Genomic DNA, 19309 nt, shown 5'->3' with positions numbered 1-19309 from the left:
ATGGATTCACCGCCACAGAGTCAGGTCGGCGTAAATTCGAGCATCCCCCAATCAGTCCCCTCTCCCTCTGGGAGAGGGTGCCGACCGAGCGTCATCCGTCGACCTGAAAGACCGAGTCGAGTATGGATTCTTCGATCAGGTGCTTTGCATAACCTGAGTTCGACTCGGGATTTCAGGTCGGCATAACTCGCCAAAACAACTCGATCAGTCCCCTCTCCCTCTGGGAGAGGGTTAGGGTGAGGGGCTTTTGATCTTTAAGGTTTACGCTTGCGCGGCCCGGTATTGAACACCGGCACTTTACGCACAGGCTTGATCGAAGGCTCCGGCGCCTGAGTCTCGCCACTGTCCACCCACTTGCCGAGATTACGCTTGCCGCCACCGCCGGAGGTCTTCGGCTTTTTCGGTTTCTTCGGCTTCTTGATCACCTGGCCACTGGCATCGGTGTCCGGCACGCGGTGCTCAGGCACGAAGTCCGGCTCAACCTCACGCTTCAACGTGCTGCGGGTCAGCATTTCAATCGCCGACAACATGTTCACTTCATCCGCGCATACCAGCGAGATCGCCTCACCGGTCGAACCCGCGCGGCCAGTACGACCGATGCGGTGGATGTAATCCTCGGCAACGATCGGCAGGTCGAAGTTGACCACCAGCGGCAAGTCTTCGATATCCAGACCACGGGCTGCCACGTCGGTGGCCACCAGAATCTGCACTTCACTGAGTTTGAAACGATCCAGCGCACGCTGACGGGTCGCTTGCGGCTTGTCACCATGGATGCCGTCGGCGTTAACCCCGAGGCCCTGGAGTTTTTCCACCAGCGCGTCGACGCCGTTGCGGGTCTTGGCGAACACCAGCACCTGCTTCCACTTGTTCTTGCGCATCAAGTGCACGAACAGTTCCGGCTTGCGCTTCTTGTCCACCGTCACCACCCACTGCTTGACGGTGTTGGCTGCGACGTTGCGCGGGCTGACTTCGATGCTCAGCGGATCGTTGAGCATCTGCCCGGCCAGCAGGCGGATGTCATCGGAGAAGGTCGCGGAGAACAGCAGGGTCTGGCGTTTTTTCGGCAGCATGCGGTAAATGTTCGCCAGTTCTTCGGAGAAGCCCAGGTCGAGCATGCGGTCTGCTTCATCGAGCACCAGGGTTTGCAACTGATCGAGTTTCAACGCGTTCTGGCGGAACAGATCGATCAGGCGACCAGGCGTGGCGACCAGCACATCCACACCACCGCGCAGCTTCATCATCTGCGGATTGATGCTGACGCCGCCGTACACCGCATAAGTGCGCAGCGGCAGATTTTCCGCATACTGGCGCACAGACTCATGAACCTGCTCCGCCAGCTCGCGGGTCGGCACCAGAATCAGCGCACGCGCCGAATTAGCGGCTACTTTCGGCCCTTCCATGGCCAGCAACTGTAGCAGCGGCAAGGCGAAACCGGCGGTCTTGCCGGTGCCGGTCTGGGCCGCGGCCATCAGGTCACGACCGGCCAGCACCGCCGGAATGGCTTGCGCCTGAACCGGCGTTGGAGTCTGGTAGCCGAGCGTCTCGAGGGAGCGCAGCAAGGGTTCGATCAGGCCAAGAGAGGCGAAAGTCATGGGAGTACCGTAGGAAAAATCAGAGCAAGTGTGCGATGGCGCGCAGTTTACCCTAATTCGCACGCTGCTCCGCGGACACGGCAGTCTTCGTTGGCTCCGCGACGAGCGGCTGCGCCGGGCGCCGCCATTGCGGCAGACCGATCAGTACCACCGCGCTGATGATCACCAGCATGGCCAGCGCTTCTTCCACGCCAATGGTTTCGCCGACAAACACGATCCCCAGCAACACCGCCACCGCCGGGTTGACGTAGGCATAACTGGTGGCCGCCGCCGGACGCACGTGTTTGAGCAGGTACATGTAGGAATTGAAGGCGATGATCGAGCCGAAAAAGATCAGATAGGCCAGCGCCAGCCAGCCTTCGAGGGGCGGCATGGCTTGCAGATGTTCGCCACTGACCGCGCTGCCAATCAACAGCACTACGCCGCCCACCAGCATCTCCACCGCACTGGCCATCGCGCCTTGGGGCAGCGGAAGGTGTTTGCTCCACACCGAACCAAACGCCCAGGTCGCCGCCGCGAAGATCAGCAACGCCGCGCCCAGCGGACTGGATTGCAGGTTGGAGCCCATGTTGAGCATGGCGATGCCGATAATCCCCAACGCTACCCCGGCCCATTCCAGCCGCGTATTGCGCGCGCCCCAGAAATAACCGAAGAGCAATGTGAACAACGGCACCGTGGCAACCGCCAAAGCGGCCACACCGGAAGCCACGCCGGTGTGCTCGGCGACACTGACCGCACCGTTACCGAAACTGAGCAGCAGAATTCCGATCAGCCCCGCCGCTTTCCACTGCGCCCAGGTCGGCGCCGGTGCCCCGCGCCAGCGCAGAAAAGCGTACATCAGACTACCGGCAATCACGAAGCGCACCCCGCCCAGCAGCAGCGGCGGCCAGTATTCGACGCCGAGGCGGATCACCAGATAGGTCGATCCCCAAATCACATACAACGCGAAAAACGCAGCGATCAACGGCAAGGAAAAACGGCGCAAGGCAGGCATGGGCAGCTCGACAGTCAGCGGTAGCGGATGAATTATTCTAGAAAGGCCCGCGAGCAAAAATAAGCTACAAAACCTGTTTATCGCGCCGGTACACTTTTGAAAGAACGGAGATCGGCGGAATAAACCACGATTTCGAAAGTCTGGCAATTTCAGGAGTCCGGCCGTGGACAAATACGACCGCATGCTGCTCAGCGCCCTGTTGGAAAACGGTCGCGCGTCCTACGCCGATCTGGCGCGCAAAGTGAACCTGTCCGCCCCGGCGGTGGCCGAGCGCGTGGCCAAGCTTGAGGCGTCCGGGGTGATCACCGGGTATCAGGCGAACATCGACCTGTCGAAAATCGGTTTGCCGATCCAGTGCATGATCGAACTGCGCCTGCACCAGAACGGCAGCCAGAAGGTTTACGACGAACTGGTGAAAATCCCGCAACTGACCGAATGTTTCCGGGTCACGGGCGATCCATGCGTGATGATGAAGGGTGCAGTGGGATCGATGACAGAGCTGGAGGAGTTGATCAATCGCGTGGCGAAGTTCGGCTTCAGCAAGACCTCGATTGTGTTGTCGAGCGCGATCGAGAAGCGCGTGCCGCTCAGCCATATCGAACATAACGGAAAATGATTCGGGCACCGTCCCCTGTAGGAGCTGCCGCAGGCTCGGGCCGCGATCGGACGATCTTTTGACCTTGATCTTCTTAAAAGCAAGATCAAAAGATCGCAGCCTGCGGCAGCTCCTACAGGGGGGCTTTGTGATCAGCGGTAGCGCTGCAGGTGTTCGCTGACTTTGGCGGCGGGGACTTTCTGCAATTTGCACAACAGGTCGTGATTCAACTCACGCACGCCATGCTTGTGCCGCAATTCTCCGGCCAGATGCGCCATCAGGTTGGCCGCCATCTCCGCATCCGCCATCGCCCTGTGCGCCTGGCCGGTGTGCGGCAGGCGGGCGAAGGTGGTGAGCGTTCCGAGCTTGTGATTCGGCGCCGCCGGCATCAAGCGCCGCGCCAGCAGCAGCGAGCAGGCAAAGTTCTGCAATCTCGTACGCTTGATCCGCCCCAGTTCAAAGTCCCAGAACTTCTGGTCGAACGAAGCGTTGTGCGCGACCAGCGGCGTGCAGCCGACGAACTCGTTGACCTCTTCCATCACTCGCTCGGCCGCAGGCGCGGTGCGCAGCATGGCGTTGCTGATGCCGGTCAGTTGTTCGATGAAGGCCGGGACGCGCACGCCGGTGTTCATCAGGCTCTGGTAACGCTCGACGATACGACCGTTTTCCAGCATGACCACGGCGATTTCCGTGGCGCGACAGCTGCTGTTCGGCGACAGGCCGGTGGTTTCAAAGTCGATGACTGCAATGCGTTCCAAACCGGGTTCAACTCCGTACAAATCTTCAATAACTGTTCAGTTCTTCAACAACAGCGCGCCTTCGATCGGCACGTAACGGCTGGCGGCGCGGATCAGCGAGTTGGCGGTCAGGCCGGGCACGCCGTAGGCCACGGCCTGGACCCCGTGCTTGCTGATGATGCGTTCGAGCAGCATGTCGAAGTCGCCGTCACCGGAGGCCAGGACGATTTCGTCGACATGGTCGGCGGCGTCCATGATGTCCAAGGTGATGCCGACGTCCCAATCGCCCTTGGCCGAGCCATCACTGCGCTGGATATATGGCTTGAGTTTCACGGTGAAACCGAGGTTGCGCAGGATCTGTTGGAACTGCTGCTGCTTGCTGTCGCCACGGTCGATCGCATAGGCATAGGCCTCGACAATCTGCCCGTCCTTGCTGATGTCGGCCCACAACGCGGCGTAGTTGAAGTGACAACCATAGGCCTGACGCACGGTGTAGTAGAGGTTCTGCACGTCGGCGAACACTGCGATTTTTTTCACCGGGATTCCTGTGAGCGCGTAGCGCACGAAGCGGGATCAGGCGCCGGGCCCGAAAAAGGCGCTCAGTATGCCAGCCAAGAGGAATGTTCAGCGAATAATCGCCCCACCCCTCCGGACGGATGGTGGATGTGGCGAAGGGATTTATCCCCGATGGACTGCGCAGCAGTCCCATTTCAGGGGGCCGCTGCGCTGCCCATCGGGGATAAATCCCCTCACCACAAGTTTGGTACTGGCGGCTGATCAGTCAGACAAAGGAATCATCGTCATCAAAGAACGACGAGTTGTCGTCGCTGTAGTCGGTATCGGTGAACCCGCCCTGATCGTTGCCGAAGCTGTCGTTGCCGGCCATGCGCTGATCGTTGCCCCAGTCGTTGTTGCTCTGGTCCGCCACTTGCGCCGGCTCTTCCTTGATCACTTCAACGATTTCTTCAGGCTGCTGATTGTGATGGAACAGGCTGCTGATGCCCTGTGCCAGCATCACACCACCGGCCACGCCAGCGGCGGTTTTGAGGGCGCCGCCGAGGAAGCTGCTGCCAGCTGCCGGCGCCGCCTGCTGTGCGTAGTTGGGCGGTGGCGCGGCATAGTTCTGTTGGGGCGCGGGTGCTGCGTAATTCTGTTGCGGGGCCGGTTCACGCCAGCCGCCGGTGGACGCCGGAGCACTCTGAGTCGGGGCCGGACGCGAGCTGCCGCCGAAGATGCTGGACAGAAAGCCACCGCCACCGCTGGATGCCGGGGCCGACGTCTGGGCCTTGGCCGCTTGCAGTTCGGCCTGCAATTGCTGGACTTGCTGGGTCAGTTGTTTGTTCTGCTCGTCGAGGCTCTTGATCGCCGCCTCTTGCACCAGAATCGCCTGGGTCATGAAATAACCTGCCGCCGGCTGGCGGGTCAGGTGTTCCTTGATCCGCGCCTCGGCCTGGGCGTCGCGCGGGGCTGCCTCCGTTTCGGCCTGTTGCAGCCGGGAAAACAGTCCATCGATCAGGGTTTGCTCTTCGCTGTTCATGGCGACCTCGTAGATTGCCGGAGATAACGTTGCCCGTGTCCACGGTGGACATGGCGCCCCTCTGTAATGGAGGCAGTAAGAGGATGTTTCAACGACCTTTACCGAATGTTTACGTTTGTGTCGGCCCGCGCATCATCGGTTAAAGTGAGCCACTGTTTTCGACCTGCGATACCGACTGATGAATGCCTTCGATGTACTGCGTGACTCGCTGTATTTTTTCAAACGCCACCTGGTCAGCATCGTGCAGCTGTGCCTGCCGCTGGTGATCTTCGAGGCTGCGTTGCAGCAAGTGGTGGACCACGTCACCGACCCGGACAGTTTCTCTGCCGCCAGTGTGGTGGTCGGTCTGCTGGTGTATCCGCTGTACACCGCCGCGCTGATCCTGTTCCTCGACGCTCGCACCCGTGGCGAAGCCCCCGGCACGCTCGACTTGCTGGCGATGTCTGCCCGGCTGTGGCCGCGCTTCGCCCTGCTCACCGCGCTCAATACCTTGCTGATTCTGCTGGGGCTGTCGCTGTACTTTCTGCCGGGCCTGATGCTGATGGTGATGCTGGCGTTCGCCGAATACCTGCTGGTGCTGCGCGGCCTCGGGCCGTTGCAGGCGATGAAGGAAAGCCTGCGCCTGACCCGTGGGCATTTCTGGCGGATCCTGTTGTGCATTCTGTGTGTGATGGGGCCGTTGTGGCTGCTCAAGGGCGCGACCCTGGCGGTGTATCCCGACCCGCAAAATCCGTTGCTCGCGATATTGATCGACAGTGCGCACAGCTTCCTGCAACTTTTCACCAGCGTGGTGCTGTTCCGTCTGTTCATGCTGATCAGCGAATTGCCTGACAAACGCAGTGGAGCAATCTGACTGCAGAGGCCTTGGGCCAGACGCCTGCGCTCGGGTATGCTCGGGGCCATCTTTGTAACGCGATAAGCCGAGCCATGCCCCGTCTGCTGCGCTACACCCTGTTACTGATTGTGCTCGCCATCGCCCTGATCGGCGGGTTGATCTACAGCCTGACCTGGCGCCCGGAGGCCCGGGAAACCTTGCCTGTCACCTGCACGGGTAGCCCACCGAGTCTGGTGCCCGGGCAAGCCCTGAAAGTGATGACCTGGAACGTGCAGTACCTGGCGGGCAAGCGCTACGTATTCTGGAATGATCTGGCCCAGGGCACTGACGAAGCGCCGACCACCGAAGACATGGCCTTCAGCCTCGACGAAGTGGCGCGGGTGATTCGCGACGAGCAGCCGGACGTGGTGCTGCTGCAGGAACTGGATGATGGCGCCAAGGCCAGTGATTACCAGAATCAGCTGAAACTGCTGCAGGAGCGGGTTACCGACCTCTACCCATGCAGCGCCCACGCCTTCGACTGGAAGGCCGATTTCGTCCCTGACCCGCATATCTTCGGCAGCGTTGGCCGACAGCTGGCGACGTTGAGCCGCTACCGCATCGATCATGCGGAACGCCTGCAATTGCCGGTTCCCCCGGCGAACTTTATCACCCGTCAATTCGCCCCCAAGGATGCCCTGCTCGCTACTCGACTGCCGCTGAGTGATGGCGGACAACTGACGGTGTTCAACACCCATCTGGACCGCGCCAGCCAGCCCGACGACACCGTGCAGGCGCAAGTGACGGCGGTGGCCAAAGTGCTCGACAAGTATGAAAGTCAGGGACTGCCATGGCTGATCGGCGGTGACTTCAATCTGTTGCCGCTGGGTCAGTATCAACGCCTGCCCGCCGAGCAGCGCACGCCCTACTCGATCGACAGCGCGCTGCACCTGCTGTGGGACAAGTATCCGATGATCCCGACCAACAACGAAGCCAGTGGCATCGACCGCGCGAAGTGGCTGACCCACTACCCCAACGACCCCGGCCTGAATGGCCCGGATCGCACGGTCGACTACCTGTTCTACAGTCCGAAGATCAAACGGCTCGAGGCCACCGTACGCCAGGACGACACGTTGCGGATTTCCGACCATTTACCAGTCATCGCGCGCTTCCTCCTGCCCGCCGCCCCTTGAACGGACGGCGTTGCCATCAGCGGCGCTTGACCAGCCGCCGGTGGCAGTCGGCCGGCCCCAGCACCTTGCCAGCCTTCGAGCGCACGCTAATCGTCTCGATGGATTCGGCGTTCTCATTATCCAGCAGCACCGAATGACTCTCGCCCTGACTGAACAGAAACCGTTCGCCCCACTGCCGCATGCTGATGACGATGGGGAATACCGATCGTCCCATCTCGGTCAGTACATATTCTTTATAAGCCGTGCCGTCTGAGGCGGGCTGAATCTCCAACACGCCCAACTCGACCAGCTTCTTGAGCTTGACCGTCAGGATGTTTTTCGCCAGACCCAGGCGTTTTTGAAATTCACTGAAACGACGCACGTCGTCGAAGGCGTCGCGGATGATCATCAGCATCCAGCGGTCGCCGATGGCCTCAAGCGTGCGCGCCACAGGGCATTCGCTTTCAGCCAGTAATTGTTGTCTGGCCATGTCTCTCCAGTTTTTGAGGGGTAACACGCTAGAAAAAAAGCGCTAACGACAGACAAAAATATCTATAAAACCGGTTGCAGATTAAAACCAGCTCAGTTAAAAATCAACGCATCGGTTTCGTTTCGAAACCAGTATTTCCAAGGACGAAATGATGCCGTTGAATCCCCTGAAGCCTTCGAAAATGGACGTCGAAACCGAAAACTCAGGCGCGGCAGTCCGTACAAATGCATCGCTCGGCAATGCACAAAACAGCGAGCTAAGCCGTTACCAGACATTCCTCTTCGCCATCACCTGCGCCATGGCGGTGGCCAACGTCTATTTCGCCCAGCCCCTTCTGCAATCCATGGCCGCCAGCTTGTCCGTGGCGCCCGGCACCATCGGCATCGTCGTGACGGCGACCCAGGCTGGCTACGCGCTTGGCTTGCTGTTTGTCGTGCCATTGGGCGATCTGCTCAACCGCAAAGGCTTGATCCTCACGCAAATGCTGCTGTCCGCCGCTGCGCTGTGCGCGGTGGGTGCGGCGCAGGATTGGGGCATGCTGCTCGGCACGATGGTGCTGGTCGGAATGATGGCGGTGGTGGTGCAAGTGCTGGTCGCCTACACCGCCACCCTGGCCAGCCCCGAGCAGAGAGGCCAAGCCATCGGCACGGTGACCAGCGGCGTGGTGCTGGGGATTCTTCTGGCGCGTTTCGTCTCCGGCGCAGTCGCCGATCTGGCGGGCTGGCGCGGTGTCTACTTCGTCTCGGCGGCGCTGATGGTGGGCATGGCGCTGGTGCTGTATCGGACCCTGCCGGCCTCCACCACCCCGCCGGCCAAAGGCAGCTACTGGCGTTTGCTGGGTTCGGTGTTGCAGCTCTTTCTGACTGAACGAACCTTGCGCGTCAGAGGCATCTTTGCCCTGCTGATCTTCGCCGCGTTCAGCGTGTTGTGGACAGCCATGGTGCTGCCGCTCAGCGCACCGCCGCTGTCGCTGTCGCACACCCAGATCGGCCTGTTCGGGCTGGCCGGTGTCGCCGGTGCGCTGGCGGCGGCCAAGGCCGGGCGCCTGGCCGATAAGGGCCAGGGCAATCGCACCACCGGCATAGCCCTGGCGCTGCTGACGATGTCGTGGCTGCCCACTGCATTTGTCGAAAGCTCGCTGTTGGCCATGGTCGTCGGCGTGGTGCTGCTGGACTTCGCCGTGCAAGCCGTCCACGTCACCAACCAGAGTCTGCTTTTCGCCGCACGGCCCGACGCCCAGAGCCGACTGGTGGGCGCTTACATGTGTTTCTACTCGTTGGGCAGCGGCGCCGGTGCAATTGCCGCTACTTACACCTATGCGCACCTGGGCTGGGTCGCTGTTTGTCTATTGGGCGCGCTGATAAGCGGCGTTGCCCTGCTGTATTGGTGTTATCTGCAACTGACCGCCCGATCCTCGCCGAACACCTGACATCCGTCGCATGCCATCCTCCGCACCTAACAAGGCGAATCATCCATGAAACCATTGCACGTCGTATTGGCTGTTCTGATCACGGCAATCTGGGGGGGTCAACTTCTCGGTGATCAAGCTGGGCCTGGCCACCGTCGATCCGTTTATCCTGGCGGGAATCCGCTTCAGTCTCTGTGCATTACCGGCGATCTTTTTCATCCGTAAACCGAACGTGCCATGGCGCTTCATCATCGGTTACGGCCTGGTGTTCGGCATTGGTCTGTGGGGCGTCGTCAACCTGGGCATCAAGGCCGGGCTGTCGGCGGGCATCGCCTCGCTGGTGCTGCAGTTCAGCGCGTTCTTCACCCTCCTGCTCGGTGGTTGGGTATTCAAGGAAGCACTGACCCGCTTTCAAGTGCTCGGCATGCTCATCGCACTCGGCGGCCTGCTGTGCATCATCCTCATCAGTGACGGTTCGGTCAGTCTGCCGGGCGTATTGTTGGTGCTGCTGGGCGCAGCGTCCTGGAGTGTCGCCAACATCATCAACAAGAAGGCCAGCACCAAAGAGGTCTTCGGCTTTCTGGTGTGGTCGAGCGCCTTTGCGCCCATCCCGCTGTTTGCTCTGGATTACGCGGTGAACGGCAGCGCCGGTTACACCACGTTCATCCAGCAGGCCGACAGCACGGCGGTGTTGTCGATTCTGTTCCAGGTTTATCCGAACACGCTGTTCGCCTACTGGATCTGGAACTCGCTGCTCAAGACCTACCCGGTATCGACGGTCGCGCCGCTGTCGTTGCTGGTGCCGATCTTCGGCATGCTCGGCTCGGTGGTGATCTTTCACGAAAGCGTACCGGCGAACAAAGTGCTGGCGGTGGTGCTGATCGTGCTGGGTCTGGCCGTCGGCCTCTATGGACAGCGGATTTTCAATGCTGCGTTTGCGCGTTCTGCGCGCACTTCAATATGAGTCTGGGAAGACGTGAAATTGGCGACGCGCGTTGCCCGGAGCGCATCGCCCACCGCAGCCATGGAGTTTGAGCCAGGCCCCGGTCAGCCGGGGCTCACACCAGGCTCACGTCCCTCTGGGCTTGGCCCGCGCCGTCGCCTCTGCCACCAGCGGATCGTCCGGCCAATAGTGCTTGGGATAGCGCCCCTTCAGATCTTTCTTCACCTCGGCATAGGTGCTGCGCCAGAAGTTGGCCAGATCCTGCGTCACCTGCACCGGCCGCCGCGCCGGAGACAGCAGGTGCAACTTGACCACCTGCCGCCCGCCGGCAATTCGCGGGGTCTCGGCGAGGCCGAACAGTTCCTGCAAACGCACGGCGAGAATCGGCGGATGCTCGCTGTAATCCAGACGAATCGATGACCCGGACGGCACGCTCAGATGATGCGGCGCCAGCTCATCGAGCTGCTGCGGCAATGGCCACGGCAACAGGTTACGCACGATGTTCGACAGGTCGAGGTTGGCGAAATGGCTCAGTCGCGAGACTTTGCCCAGATAGGGCATCAGCCAGTCTTCGAGAGTCTCGAGCAGGGTCGCGTCGCTGACATCCGGCCACTGACTTTCACCCTTGCCGTCGAGATCCAGTTTGCGCAACAACGCCACCCGCGCCTGCCACTGGCGTAGCTCAGGTGTCCACGGCAGCAGCTCCAGGCCCTTGCGCCGCACCAGATTGACCAGCGCCTGACTGCGCGCCGCCTCGTCGAGACCGGTCAACGGTTCGCGGCTGAGGATCAGCTCGCCGACCTTGCGCTGGCGCTCGGCACGCTGCACGCCTTCGCGCTCGTCCCAGTCCAGTTGATCGACGCAGCTCACCTGCTCGGCCAACACCGAATCGAACAGCGCCGGATCGAAATCCGCCGCCAGATAAATCCGCTCCTCACGCTGGCCCTGCCGGCTGCCGAGGTCGGCGATGACAATCCACGGCTCCTTCATCAGGCTGTCCGCTTCGGCGAACAGCGCTGCGCGGCCATTGGCCAGACGGTATTCCGCACCGCCGGCACGACGCTGCTGGGCGACGCGGTCCGGATAGGCCAGCGCCAGCAACGCACCGAGCCAGCGCGGATGATCAGGATCGCTGACCGGCTCGCTGGGTTTGCCGCGCAAATAACCACGATACTGCCGCGCCAGTTGCCGGGCTCTTTGCACCCCGCCCTGAGCGCCGCGCGCCGCACGTTCCTCGCCGGAGAGCAGAACCAGGCGGCTGTGCAGATCCGCGCCGGCACCGCGCAGGATGTCGCGCTCGCCGAGCAGTGCCGCGACGTCACACGCCATGTTCGCCAGCCCCAGCGCCTGACCGCGCAGCAACAAATGCGCGATGCGCGGGTGCGCCGGTAATTCGGCCATGGCCTGACCGTGAGCATTCAGGCTCTGCCCGTCGAGTGCGCCGAGACGTGCGAGTAAATCCTGCGCCTGGGCATACGCTGCGGCCGGTGGCACGTCGAGCCAGACCAGTTCGCCCGGGGTCACGCCCCAGCGTCCGAGTTGCAACGCCAGACTCGCGAGGTCCGCCGAAAGAATTTCCGCACTGCCATACGCGGCGAGTTGTTCGTGCTGATCCTGCGACCACAGGCGATAACACACCCCCGGCTCCAGCCGCCCCGCCCGTCCGGCGCGCTGGGTGGCGCTGGCCTTGGAAATGCGCTGGGTGTCGAGGCGGGTCATGCCGCTGCCGGGATCGAAACGCGGCACCCGCGCCAGCCCGGCATCGATCACCACGCGCACGCCGTTGATGGTCAGACTGGTCTCGGCGATGTTGGTCGCCAGCACCACTTTGCGCTGGCCGGCCGGGGCCGGATCGATGGCGGCGCGTTGGGCGTTCAGATCCAGTTCGCCATGCAATGGGCAGAGCAAAACGTCGCTGCGCTCGCCAATGGCATCACTCAATTGCTGATGCACGCGACGGATTTCCGCCTGCCCCGGCAGAAACACCAGCAGGCTGCCGGTCTCATCGTGCAGGGCTTCGAGGACAGTCTGGGTCACGCGCTGATCGATGTATTCGCCGGGCTGGAACGGCCGGCCCCAGCGCATCGTCACCGGGTACATGCGCCCTTCGCTGCGCAGGATCGGCGCGTCATCCAGCAAGCCGGACAGGCGCTCGCCCTCCAGCGTGGCGGACATCAGCAAAATCTTCAGCGGCTGTTCAGCGCGGAACAGTTCGCGCCCGTTCAAACTCAGGGCCAGTGCCAGATCGGCATCGAGGCTGCGCTCGTGAAATTCGTCGAAGATCAGCAGGCCCACGCCTTCCAGCGCCGGATCATCCTGCAGACGTCGGGTGAGAATGCCTTCAGTGACCACTTCGATACGGGTATCGGGGCCAACCTTGCTGTCGAGGCGGATGCGATAACCGACGGTTTCCCCGACCTTCTCGCCCAGCTCACTGGCCAACCGTTCCGCCGCTGCCCGCGCCGCCAGACGGCGTGGTTCGAGCATCAGAATGGTCTGCCCGGCCAGCCACGCTTCATCAAGCAAGGCCAAGGGCACGCGGGTGGTTTTACCGGCGCCGGGCGGTGCTTCGAGCACGGCTTCGTGACGTGTCGCCAACGCTTCACGCAGGGCGGGTAAAACTTCATCGATCGGCAGGGAAATCATGCTGGCTCCCCAGGGCGTGCCCACAGTAAATTGCGAGTCGCGTTAAAGCTGTGAGCGTGCCAGGCAAGGCGCGGGACGCAGGTAAGGGTCGTTTCCTTGCCAAGTTCCGCAACGCAGCATGGCGCGCTCACAGCTTTAGCCCGGAGGGCCAAACCCCTACAGGATTCATCAGCCTTCACGCGGTGTCGATCTGGAGAAAACAACTTCAATCCTCAACATATTTCGGTAGGGGTGAGACGAGGCCGCAATTTACTGTGGGCACGCCCTGCCAGCGGCGAGTATAACGGCGAACTGCCGGGCGTTCGTCAGGGTCTTAACTTCACAAGACGAAGCTTCGTTATCAGATGACTCAGGAGATTTCCCATGCGTTTACCTTCTCGCCTGATCGGCGGTGTACTGGTCGCTACCCTGCTCACCCAAATCAGCGCCTGCGGTTCGATTTTCTACCCGGACCGGCGCGGGCAGATCGATGGCAAGATTGATCCGGCGATTGCCGTGCTCGACGCCGTGGGCCTGCTGTTCTACGTAATTCCCGGGCTGATCGCGTTTGCAGTGGACTTCACCACCGGCGCGATCTATTTCGAGCCGGGTCACACCGCACAAGTCGATCCAGCCAAACTGAAACAGGCCATCGGCCCGGACGGTCAGGTCGATAACCTCAAGTTGCAGGCTATTCTCGAAACCGAGCTGGGCCGCAACCTGCCGCTGGACGATCCGCGCCTGATCCAGCACAAGGGCAGCACCCAGCAACTGGCGATGTATGGCCTGCAACCTGCCGCATAAGGATCTCAATAGCCCATGACATCCAGCCCCGAACACGCCCGCCTGCTGCGACTGGCAACCCGCGCCTCGGTGGCGGTGGCCTGCACGCTGATCATCGCCAAAGCCATCGCCTGGTGGCTCAGCGGTTCGGTGAGCATGCTCGCCGGCCTCACCGACTCGGCGCTGGACGGCATCACCTCGCTGCTCAATCTTCTGGCGGTGCATTACGCCTTGCGCCCGGCCGATGACGATCATCGTTACGGCCACGGCAAGGCCGAATCGCTGGCAGGCATGGCGCAGGCGTTGTTCATCGGTGGCAGTGCGCTGCTGATCGCCTTTCAGGCTTACGAGCGCATTCAGCAGCCGGAGCCGCTGGGCGCTCCGTGGCTGAGCATCGGCGTGATCGTGTTCTCGCTGTTGCTGACCGCCGCGCTGCTGACGCTGCAACATCGGGTAATCAAGGAGACCGGGTCCAACGCGGTGCGCGCCGACTCGCTGCACTACCGCTCGGACATGCTGCTCAATGGCAGCATTCTGCTTGCGCTGATCCTCGCCGGCATGGGCTTTCATCAGCTCGACGCGTGGTTCGGTCTGGGGATTGCCGCGTATATTTTGTGGAGTGCGATTCAGATCGCCCGGGAAAGTTTTTCGGTGCTGATGGATGAAGAGTTGCCCACCGATGTCAGCCAGCACATGCTCGAACTGGCCTGCGGTGTACCCGGCGTGCTGGGCGCGCATGACCTGCGTACGCGGATCTCGGGCAATCACTGGTTCGTGCAATTGCACCTGGAGTTGCCGGGAGAGCTGACACTGTCAGTCGCGCATGGCATCAGCGATCAGGCGGCGGATGCGATTCACGCCGCCTACCCGCGAGCTGAGGTGCTGGTGCACGCCGATCCGATAAAAGCAGCGCCAAGCCGCGAGCCCCAAGCTTCAAGCTTGTAGCTCGAAACCTGCAGCTCGCAACTGTTTCTACTGCACTTGATAACCGCGGCTGCTCAGGCAATTGCCCTGAGCCTGGCGGTACGCCTGCACCACTTCGGGCGCTGGTTGATAGGTTGCGGTGCGCGGATCGAAACCACTTTGCTGCACCGCGTACTGGTAGCACTGGTAACCGTCCTGCTGGACCTGTTGCGGCGACTGACCGTTGGCTGGATAAGCCACGACGTCATAACCCTGGGATTGCGGCTGCGGTGGCGGCGGTGCTTGCACCGGCGGCTCGACCACGACGTAATCCTGGGTGGCTTCCTCATAGGCGTAGTAGGAACCGGCAGCGAGGAACAGCAGCGCACCGCCGATCCATACTTCACGGGCGTAGTCCGGCAGATACTGGGTGCGAATCCCGCGTGGCGGCTGCACGACGATGTAGCGCGGGCCCTGCGGGCGATACCAGTAGCCGCCGGAATAGAAGTAATCCTGACCACGATACGGCACGCGGTATTCGCGATCCGGGAAGCGGTCGATCACATGCCCCGGGCGGTATTGCGGGCCAGGCCCCCAGCCGTTGCCATGCCCGTCCGGGCGACCCGGCCAGCGATGCTCATTGGGCCGGTTGTCGGTTTGCCATTGCTGGTTGTGGTAGCCATTCTGCGGACGCTCGTCACGGTAATAACCCTGACGCGGCTCCTGAGTCTGGCGCACGGTGTCGGGCCGTGGCTGGATCGGCAGGCTGTTTGGCGGCGCCTGACGACCCGGCGCAGGCTGATTGGGCTCGCGGTTCTGCCACTGGCCGTTATTGTGCTGCGGGCCGTTGTGCTCGAACTGGCGGCTGTTGTCGCCACGAATGATTTCGTTGTTCTGCGGTGGCGGATTGTTCGGCCCGTGGGGCTGACGGTCCCCACCATGCCCCTGATTGCCCTGATGCTCACCACCGCGCCCATTGTTTTCGGGGCCACGGTTCTGTGGCTCGTCGGCCAGCGCTTGCGCACTGACGCTCACACACAGCAAACCAACACCGGCCAGACGCCAGATGCGCGACTTCATGCTTTTCCTCACTACGGGTATCAAGAGGGCTTGCTACTAAGACCGGGCTCACACACACCGGGTTCTGCGACAGGTTATCAGTCACGCAACTTATTTATTGAGGATCGCCGGGCGGCAAGGCACAAAAATCGCAGGCAAGAAAAAAGGGAGACCCGTCGGCCTCCCTTTAGAGAACTTCGTCCTGGCTCGACGCTTTTGACGTCGGCTCACCTCACGCCGTCTTCTGGACAGTGTGCAGCTCGGGGGCCGGCACATCCCCGGTGGGGGTGGCGGCCGCGGCGGGCCTGATTGGCGGGCCGCAGTGGACTGTGTTACCGAGCAGTGATTCTGGTGATAAGAATAGGCCGGAGGCCGCGACAGAGGATTGCGAAGATTGCTCAAATAAACACTACTTGCGCAATTTTTAACCCTGGATAGATAATCCGCCGCAATAGTTACAAACAAGGACAGATTCATGAGCAAACTCGACCGCTACGACCTGAGTATTTTGGCCGAATTGCAGCGCGACGCCCGCATCTCCAACCAGGAACTGGCCGAGCGCATCGGTCTGTCGCCCTCCCCGTGCTCGCGCCGGGTCAAGCAACTGGAGGACGACGGCTACATCTCCCGTCAGGTCGCCCTGCTTGATCGCAAGATGCTGGGCCTGAGCCTGACCGCCTACGTGCTGATCGGCATGGACCGACACACGCCGGAGCGTTTCGAGAACTTCGAAGCGGCGATCCGCACCCTGCCGCAGGTGCTGGAATGCAGCCTGGTGACCGGCGTCGATGCTGACTATCAATTGAAGGTGGTGGTGCCGGACATGGATCACTATCAGAAACTGCTGCTGGGGCACCTGACCCGCATTGAAGGCGTGACCAGCGTGCGCTCGAGCTTTGTGCTGAACCAGGTGCTCAACAGCACTGAATTGCCGCTGACTCATTTGCGCAGCTGAAACTGCTTTCGCGAGCAAGCCCGCTCCCACATTTGATCTTCGTCGAGCACACAATTTGTGTACAACGGAGATCACCTGTGGGAGCGGGCTTGCTCGCGAAGAGGCCGGTACAGGCAGCCCATCACTGCGGCACACCGACGCAGATCAATGCGGCCTGAGCCACCCTCGGCGTATAATCGCCAAGCCCTTTCAGCCGCGCCTGCGCCGGAGATGCCCGATGGATCCTGCAGTATTCGAAGAGTGGATGATGACCGGCCTGGTCAGCATCCTGATCACTTTCATGGGTTTCATCGTCTGGGATCTGGCGAAGAAGTCCAAGGCCGGGCGTTTCGGCTCGTTCATTCTGTTTTTCGTGCTGGGCCTGGGCGTGGCCGCGTTCATCATCAAGAGCGTGGTGATCGGCCTGATCGAATCCGGCGCGCTATAGCCGCGCCGGCACTTCTTTCCATTGGCCCTGATCGAGACCGTCGATCGTCCAGTCGCCGATTCTTACCCGCACCAGCCGCAACGTCGGCAGCCCGACCGCCGCAGTCATGCGCCGGACCTGGCGGTTGCGCCCCTCGCGAATCACCAACTCCAGCCATGAGGTGGGTATGGTTGCGCGAAAGCGCACCGGTGGATTGCGCGGCCAGAGTTCAGGCTCGTCCAGTTGCCGCGCTTCGGCGGGTAAGGTCATGCCGTCGTTCAACTCGACGCCATCACGCAGACGCTGCAACTGCTCGGCTGTCGGCACGCCTTCGACCTGCACCCAATAGGTTTTCGCCAGTTTGTGTTTCGGATCAGCGATGCGCGCCTGCAACTGGCCGTCGTTGGTCAGCAGCAACAGGCCTTCGCTGTCGCGATCAAGGCGTCCGGCCGGGTAGATGCCGGGCACGTCGATGAAATCCTTGAGCGTCGCCCGGCCGCCTTCGTCGCTGAACTGCGTCAGCACGTCGAACGGTTTGTTGAACAGGATCAGCTTCGGCTCGGCCGGCGGCGCCTTGGCGACACGGCGCGGTGAGGACGACTGAGGCTTCACGCCAGGGCGGCGCGAAGGTGGGCGTGGGGGACGGGACATGGGCAAAACAACATCTGGCGATCAAGGCTGCTAATGCTAGTGCCCCGACCGCCAAATGGCCACGACTAACCGTTAACGGAACGGCGGCTCGTCGAAGCTGCGCAGTTTGCGCGAGTGCAGGGAGTTGAGTTCGGTGCGCAGCAGATCCACTGCCTCGATGCCGATCTTCAAGTGCTGGCTGACCGCACGCTCGTAGAACGCGTTGGCCGAACCCGGCAGCTTGATTTCACTGTGCAGCGGTTTGTCCGACACGCACAGCAACGTGCCGTACGGCACCCGCAGACGATAACCCTGGGCGGCGATGGTGCCGCTTTCCATGTCCACGGCCACGGCGCGCGACAGGTTGATCAACGGACGTTCCTGAGCCCAGCGCAGCTCCCAGTTACGGTCGTCATAGGTCAACACTGTGCCGGTGCGCAGGCGTTTTTTCAGCTGTTCGCCCTTCTCGCCGGTGATATTGGCCGCCGCTTGTTGCAGCGCCAGTTGCACCTCGGCCAGCGCCGGGATCGGAATGTTCGGCGGTACCACGCGATCAAGAATCCCGTCGCGGCGCATGTAGGCGTGGGCCAGCACATAGTCGCCGATGGTCTGCGACTGGCGCAGACCGCCGCAGTGGCCGATCATCAGCCAGCAATGCGGACGCAGCACCGCCAGGTGGTCGGTGATGTTCTTGGCGTTGGACGGGCCGACGCCGATGTTGACCAGGGTCACGCCATGACCATCGTTGGCGATCAGGTGATAGGCCGGCATCTGATAACGGTGCCAGACCACGCCGGCGGCAATCGCCGAGGCTTCGCCGTGATCCATGCCCTTCTCGATGATCACGTTGCCCGGCAGGACCATGCGCACGAAACGCGGGTCGTTGCGCAGTTGCTCCAGACCATGAACGATGAACTGGTCGACGTAGCGGTGATAGTTGGTCAGCAGGATCCACGGCTGCACATGGCGCCAGTCGCTGCCGGTGTAGTGCACCAGGCGGCGCAGGGAAAAGTCGACGCGCGCGGCGTCGAACAGCGCCAGCGGCAGCGGATCGGTGTTTTCCCAGTCGTAGAGGCCGTCGGCGATGCCATCGGTGGCGGCGGACAGGTCGGTACTCGGGAACACCCGTGCCAGCACCGCAGCGGTGACGCCGGAACCGGCCAGTTCATCGCCCTGCTCGACCACGTAGGGGTACGGAATATTCTGCTGGCTGACGCCGACTTCCACGGTCACGGTGAAGTCGTGCATCAACGGCACCAGTTGTTCCAGCAGGTATTTGCGGAACGCCTTGGGGTGGGTGACGGTGACGCTGTAAGTGCCCGGCAGTTGCACCTTGGCGTAGGCGCGGGTGGACTGCGGGACCTCGCCCTGACACAGGTAGGTCAGACGCAGTTCGGGATAACGAAACAGGGCACGCTGTTCGGCGTCGGGTTCGACGCGATCCTTGAGATAACGCTTGAGCGCCGAGTTCAGCGCAGTGGTGGCCCGCTCATGCAGCTCGGCCAGACGGTCCACGGCTTGTTCGGCGGTTTGAACGACAATAAACGCTTCGGTCACGATCAGCTTCCTGTGTTCTGACTTGCAGGCCTTCATCTTGCCTGCATCGTGGTCGCACGGGAACAGTGGCGTTGTGGCTGCAACCAAATCTCCCAAATATGGAGATACC

General features: G+C 61.8%; 18 protein-coding genes and 1 pseudogene. 9 read left to right on the top strand and 10 right to left on the bottom strand.

The window, feature by feature from the left end:
* Nucleotides 1-254 precede the first annotated feature (254 nt).
* Together ACXR0M_RS20805 and yedA are read right to left on the bottom strand one after the other, a co-directional pair.
* Nucleotides 255-1592 (bottom strand): DEAD/DEAH box helicase, encoded by a 1338-nt coding sequence (locus ACXR0M_RS20805; RefSeq protein WP_458833643.1) that lies wholly within the window; start codon nucleotides 1590-1592, stop codon nucleotides 255-257.
* 52 nt (nucleotides 1593-1644) lie between these two features.
* Nucleotides 1645-2586, bottom strand: a complete 942-nt coding sequence (gene yedA, locus ACXR0M_RS20800) for a drug/metabolite exporter YedA (RefSeq protein ID WP_458833642.1) — start codon at nucleotides 2584-2586, stop codon at nucleotides 1645-1647.
* 163 nt (nucleotides 2587-2749) lie between these two features.
* Between yedA and ACXR0M_RS20795 the strand changes: the two genes are divergently transcribed.
* Nucleotides 2750-3202 (top strand): Lrp/AsnC family transcriptional regulator, encoded by a 453-nt coding sequence (locus tag ACXR0M_RS20795; protein WP_458833641.1) that lies wholly within the window; start codon nucleotides 2750-2752, stop codon nucleotides 3200-3202.
* A 131-nt stretch (nucleotides 3203-3333) separates the two neighbouring features.
* Here ACXR0M_RS20795 and ACXR0M_RS20790 read toward each other — a convergent pair whose 3' ends face one another.
* The 3 genes from ACXR0M_RS20790 to ACXR0M_RS20780 form a co-directional block, all read right to left on the bottom strand.
* On the bottom strand, nucleotides 3334-3939 hold the full coding sequence (locus tag ACXR0M_RS20790; RefSeq protein ID WP_458833640.1) for a 3'-5' exonuclease: 606 nt from the start codon (nucleotides 3937-3939) through the stop codon (nucleotides 3334-3336).
* Between the two features lie 36 nt (nucleotides 3940-3975).
* Nucleotides 3976-4455 (bottom strand): LabA-like NYN domain-containing protein, encoded by a 480-nt coding sequence (locus ACXR0M_RS20785; RefSeq protein WP_007949802.1) that lies wholly within the window; start codon nucleotides 4453-4455, stop codon nucleotides 3976-3978.
* Nucleotides 4456-4699: 244 nt separating this feature from the next.
* Nucleotides 4700-5455 (bottom strand): DUF2076 domain-containing protein, encoded by a 756-nt coding sequence (locus tag ACXR0M_RS20780; RefSeq protein WP_458833639.1) that lies wholly within the window; start codon nucleotides 5453-5455, stop codon nucleotides 4700-4702.
* 178 nt (nucleotides 5456-5633) lie between these two features.
* Here ACXR0M_RS20780 and ACXR0M_RS20775 point away from each other — a divergent pair, with 178 nt between their 5' ends.
* Both ACXR0M_RS20775 and ACXR0M_RS20770 read left to right on the top strand, forming a co-directional pair.
* Nucleotides 5634-6308, top strand: a complete 675-nt coding sequence (locus ACXR0M_RS20775; RefSeq protein ID WP_458833638.1) for a YciC family protein — start codon at nucleotides 5634-5636, stop codon at nucleotides 6306-6308.
* 74 nt (nucleotides 6309-6382) lie between these two features.
* Nucleotides 6383-7462: an endonuclease/exonuclease/phosphatase family protein gene (locus ACXR0M_RS20770; protein ID WP_458833637.1), complete on the top strand. Its 1080-nt coding sequence runs from the start codon at nucleotides 6383-6385 to the stop codon at nucleotides 7460-7462.
* Nucleotides 7463-7478: 16 nt separating this feature from the next.
* Here the strand turns inward: ACXR0M_RS20770 and ACXR0M_RS20765 are convergent, their stop codons facing one another.
* A complete protein-coding gene (locus ACXR0M_RS20765; protein ID WP_458833636.1) occupies nucleotides 7479-7931 on the bottom strand; it encodes a winged helix-turn-helix transcriptional regulator in 453 nt (150 codons plus the stop codon).
* Nucleotides 7932-8082: 151 nt separating this feature from the next.
* On the opposite strand from ACXR0M_RS20765, the gene ACXR0M_RS20760 reads away from it, so the two are divergent.
* Both ACXR0M_RS20760 and ACXR0M_RS20755 read left to right on the top strand, forming a co-directional pair.
* Nucleotides 8083-9360 (top strand): MFS transporter, encoded by a 1278-nt coding sequence (locus ACXR0M_RS20760; RefSeq protein WP_458833635.1) that lies wholly within the window; start codon nucleotides 8083-8085, stop codon nucleotides 9358-9360.
* Nucleotides 9361-9405: 45 nt separating this feature from the next.
* Nucleotides 9406-10303: pseudogene (locus ACXR0M_RS20755) on the top strand (EamA family transporter).
* Nucleotides 10304-10408: 105 nt separating this feature from the next.
* Here the strand turns inward: ACXR0M_RS20755 and hrpB are convergent.
* Nucleotides 10409-12928, bottom strand: coding sequence for an ATP-dependent helicase HrpB (gene hrpB / locus ACXR0M_RS20750; protein WP_458833634.1), 2520 nt, complete (start codon nucleotides 12926-12928; stop codon nucleotides 10409-10411).
* A gap of 363 nt (nucleotides 12929-13291) precedes the next feature.
* Between hrpB and ACXR0M_RS20745 the strand changes: the two genes are divergently transcribed.
* The gene (locus ACXR0M_RS20745) at nucleotides 13292-13711 is read left to right on the top strand and encodes a polyribonucleotide nucleotidyltransferase (RefSeq protein ID WP_458833633.1); all 420 of its coding nucleotides are present in this window, start codon (nucleotides 13292-13294) and stop codon (nucleotides 13709-13711) included.
* 15 nt (nucleotides 13712-13726) lie between these two features.
* Nucleotides 13727-14635, top strand: a complete 909-nt coding sequence (locus ACXR0M_RS20740) for a cation diffusion facilitator family transporter (protein ID WP_458833632.1) — start codon at nucleotides 13727-13729, stop codon at nucleotides 14633-14635.
* Nucleotides 14636-14662: 27 nt separating this feature from the next.
* Here the strand turns inward: ACXR0M_RS20740 and ACXR0M_RS20735 are convergent, their stop codons facing one another.
* Nucleotides 14663-15673, bottom strand: coding sequence for a DUF6515 family protein (locus tag ACXR0M_RS20735; RefSeq protein WP_458833631.1), 1011 nt, complete (start codon nucleotides 15671-15673; stop codon nucleotides 14663-14665).
* 454 nt (nucleotides 15674-16127) lie between these two features.
* Here ACXR0M_RS20735 and ACXR0M_RS20730 point away from each other — a divergent pair, with 454 nt between their 5' ends.
* Together ACXR0M_RS20730 and ACXR0M_RS20725 are read left to right on the top strand one after the other, a co-directional pair.
* Nucleotides 16128-16607: an Lrp/AsnC family transcriptional regulator gene (locus ACXR0M_RS20730; RefSeq protein ID WP_007909658.1), complete on the top strand. Its 480-nt coding sequence runs from the start codon at nucleotides 16128-16130 to the stop codon at nucleotides 16605-16607.
* Nucleotides 16608-16824: 217 nt separating this feature from the next.
* Nucleotides 16825-17034 (top strand): DUF2788 domain-containing protein, encoded by a 210-nt coding sequence (locus ACXR0M_RS20725; protein WP_458833630.1) that lies wholly within the window; start codon nucleotides 16825-16827, stop codon nucleotides 17032-17034.
* Here ACXR0M_RS20725 and ACXR0M_RS20720 read toward each other — a convergent pair.
* Together ACXR0M_RS20720 and amn are read right to left on the bottom strand one after the other, a co-directional pair.
* A complete protein-coding gene (locus ACXR0M_RS20720; protein ID WP_458833629.1) occupies nucleotides 17029-17664 on the bottom strand; it encodes a pseudouridine synthase in 636 nt (211 codons plus the stop codon). The genes ACXR0M_RS20725 and ACXR0M_RS20720 overlap by 6 nt on opposite strands.
* A gap of 72 nt (nucleotides 17665-17736) precedes the next feature.
* Nucleotides 17737-19236 (bottom strand): AMP nucleosidase, encoded by a 1500-nt coding sequence (gene amn, locus ACXR0M_RS20715; protein WP_458833753.1) that lies wholly within the window; start codon nucleotides 19234-19236, stop codon nucleotides 17737-17739.
* Nucleotides 19237-19309 lie beyond the last annotated feature (73 nt).

The sequence above is a fragment of the Pseudomonas sp. Eth.TT006 genome, assembly GCF_054456575.1.
The sequence above is the reverse complement of the archived record's forward strand: the minus strand, read 5'-3'. Positions and strand labels throughout refer to the sequence as shown.